This window comes from Nocardia sp. NPDC052254 (assembly GCF_040679495.1).
Lineage (GTDB): Bacteria > Actinomycetota > Actinomycetes > Mycobacteriales > Mycobacteriaceae > Nocardia.
Genome location: NZ_JBFAUW010000035.1, coordinates 1 through 1,209, shown reverse-complemented (window position 1 = coordinate 1,209; position 1,209 = coordinate 1). Strand labels below are relative to the sequence as shown.

General features: G+C 65.6%; 1 protein-coding gene. It reads left to right on the top strand.

Annotated features, from left to right (window positions below; genetic code table 11):
• On the top strand, positions 1-1,209 hold a 1,209-nt coding region (locus AB0L57_RS32845; protein WP_364970751.1), incomplete at both ends, for a helix-turn-helix domain-containing protein.

The window sequence follows — 1,209 nt, the reverse complement described above, 5'->3', positions numbered from 1 at the left end:
TGTCGTCGCCGTTGAAGGATGTCTGGTCCCTGTCCCGCCACATGGTCGGACACTTCGTCGAAAACGTCGCCCCCTGCGGCACACTCCCCGGCGACGCCATCCACGGCGACATCACCACCATCACCCGCACCTGCCTCGAACTCGCCATCAGCCTCCTCGACGGCCGCGACATCCCCGAAAAAACCGAACGACTCAAAGACGCCGCCGCCGCCTGGGCCCGCGAAGGCGTCCCCATCGACACCATCCACCACGCCATCCACGAAGGCTTCAAAATCGGCTTCGACCTCGTCGTCACCAACGCCACCACCCGCAACACCAACACCACCAACGACGAACCCACACTCACCCTCACCCACACCGACTACACCAACCTCCTCACCGGCGCCAAACTCCTCGTCGAAATCCTCGACACCATGACCACCGCCGTCTCCGGAGCCTACGTCCGCGAACTCCGCGCCGTCGTCTCCGAACACCACAACGCCGTCCACACCCTCACCAGCGCACTCCTCGGCGGACACCCCACCAGCACCATGGCCCGCGAATGCGGCATCGAAATCGCCGACAACTACCACATCCTCGCCCTCCACATCCCCCCACACCCCGACCAACACAACCCCCACCTCGACCCCACCATCATCGCCCGCCGCAAACTCCGCCGCATCCAAGCCGCCCTCGCCACCGGAACCCACACCACCACCCTGTCCCTGCTCTCCACCGACGGCGGCACCCTCCTCATCCCCACCACCCACACCACCACCGACCTCGACCCCCTCATCACCCACCTCTCCCACGCCGCCAGAGTCCCCATCACCGCCACCACCACCACAACCACCACCACCGACATCCCCACCGCCACCGACCAAACCCACCAACTCCTCGACATGGTCACCCGCCTCCAATCCATCCCCGGCCTCTACCGATTCGACGACCTCGCCCTCGAATACCAACTCACCCGCCCCGGCCCCGGACGCGACCACCTCGGCACCCTCCTCAACCCCCTCGACCACCACCCCGAACTCCTCACCACCCTCCAAACCCACATCGCCAACAACCTCAACCGCCAACGCACCGCCCGACTCCTCCACGTCCACACCAACACCGTCGACTACCGACTCAAACGCATCGCCCAACTCACCAACTTCGACCCCACCCAAGCCAGCGGACTCTGGTACCTCCGCAGCGCACTCGTCGCACGCACCTACACCACCA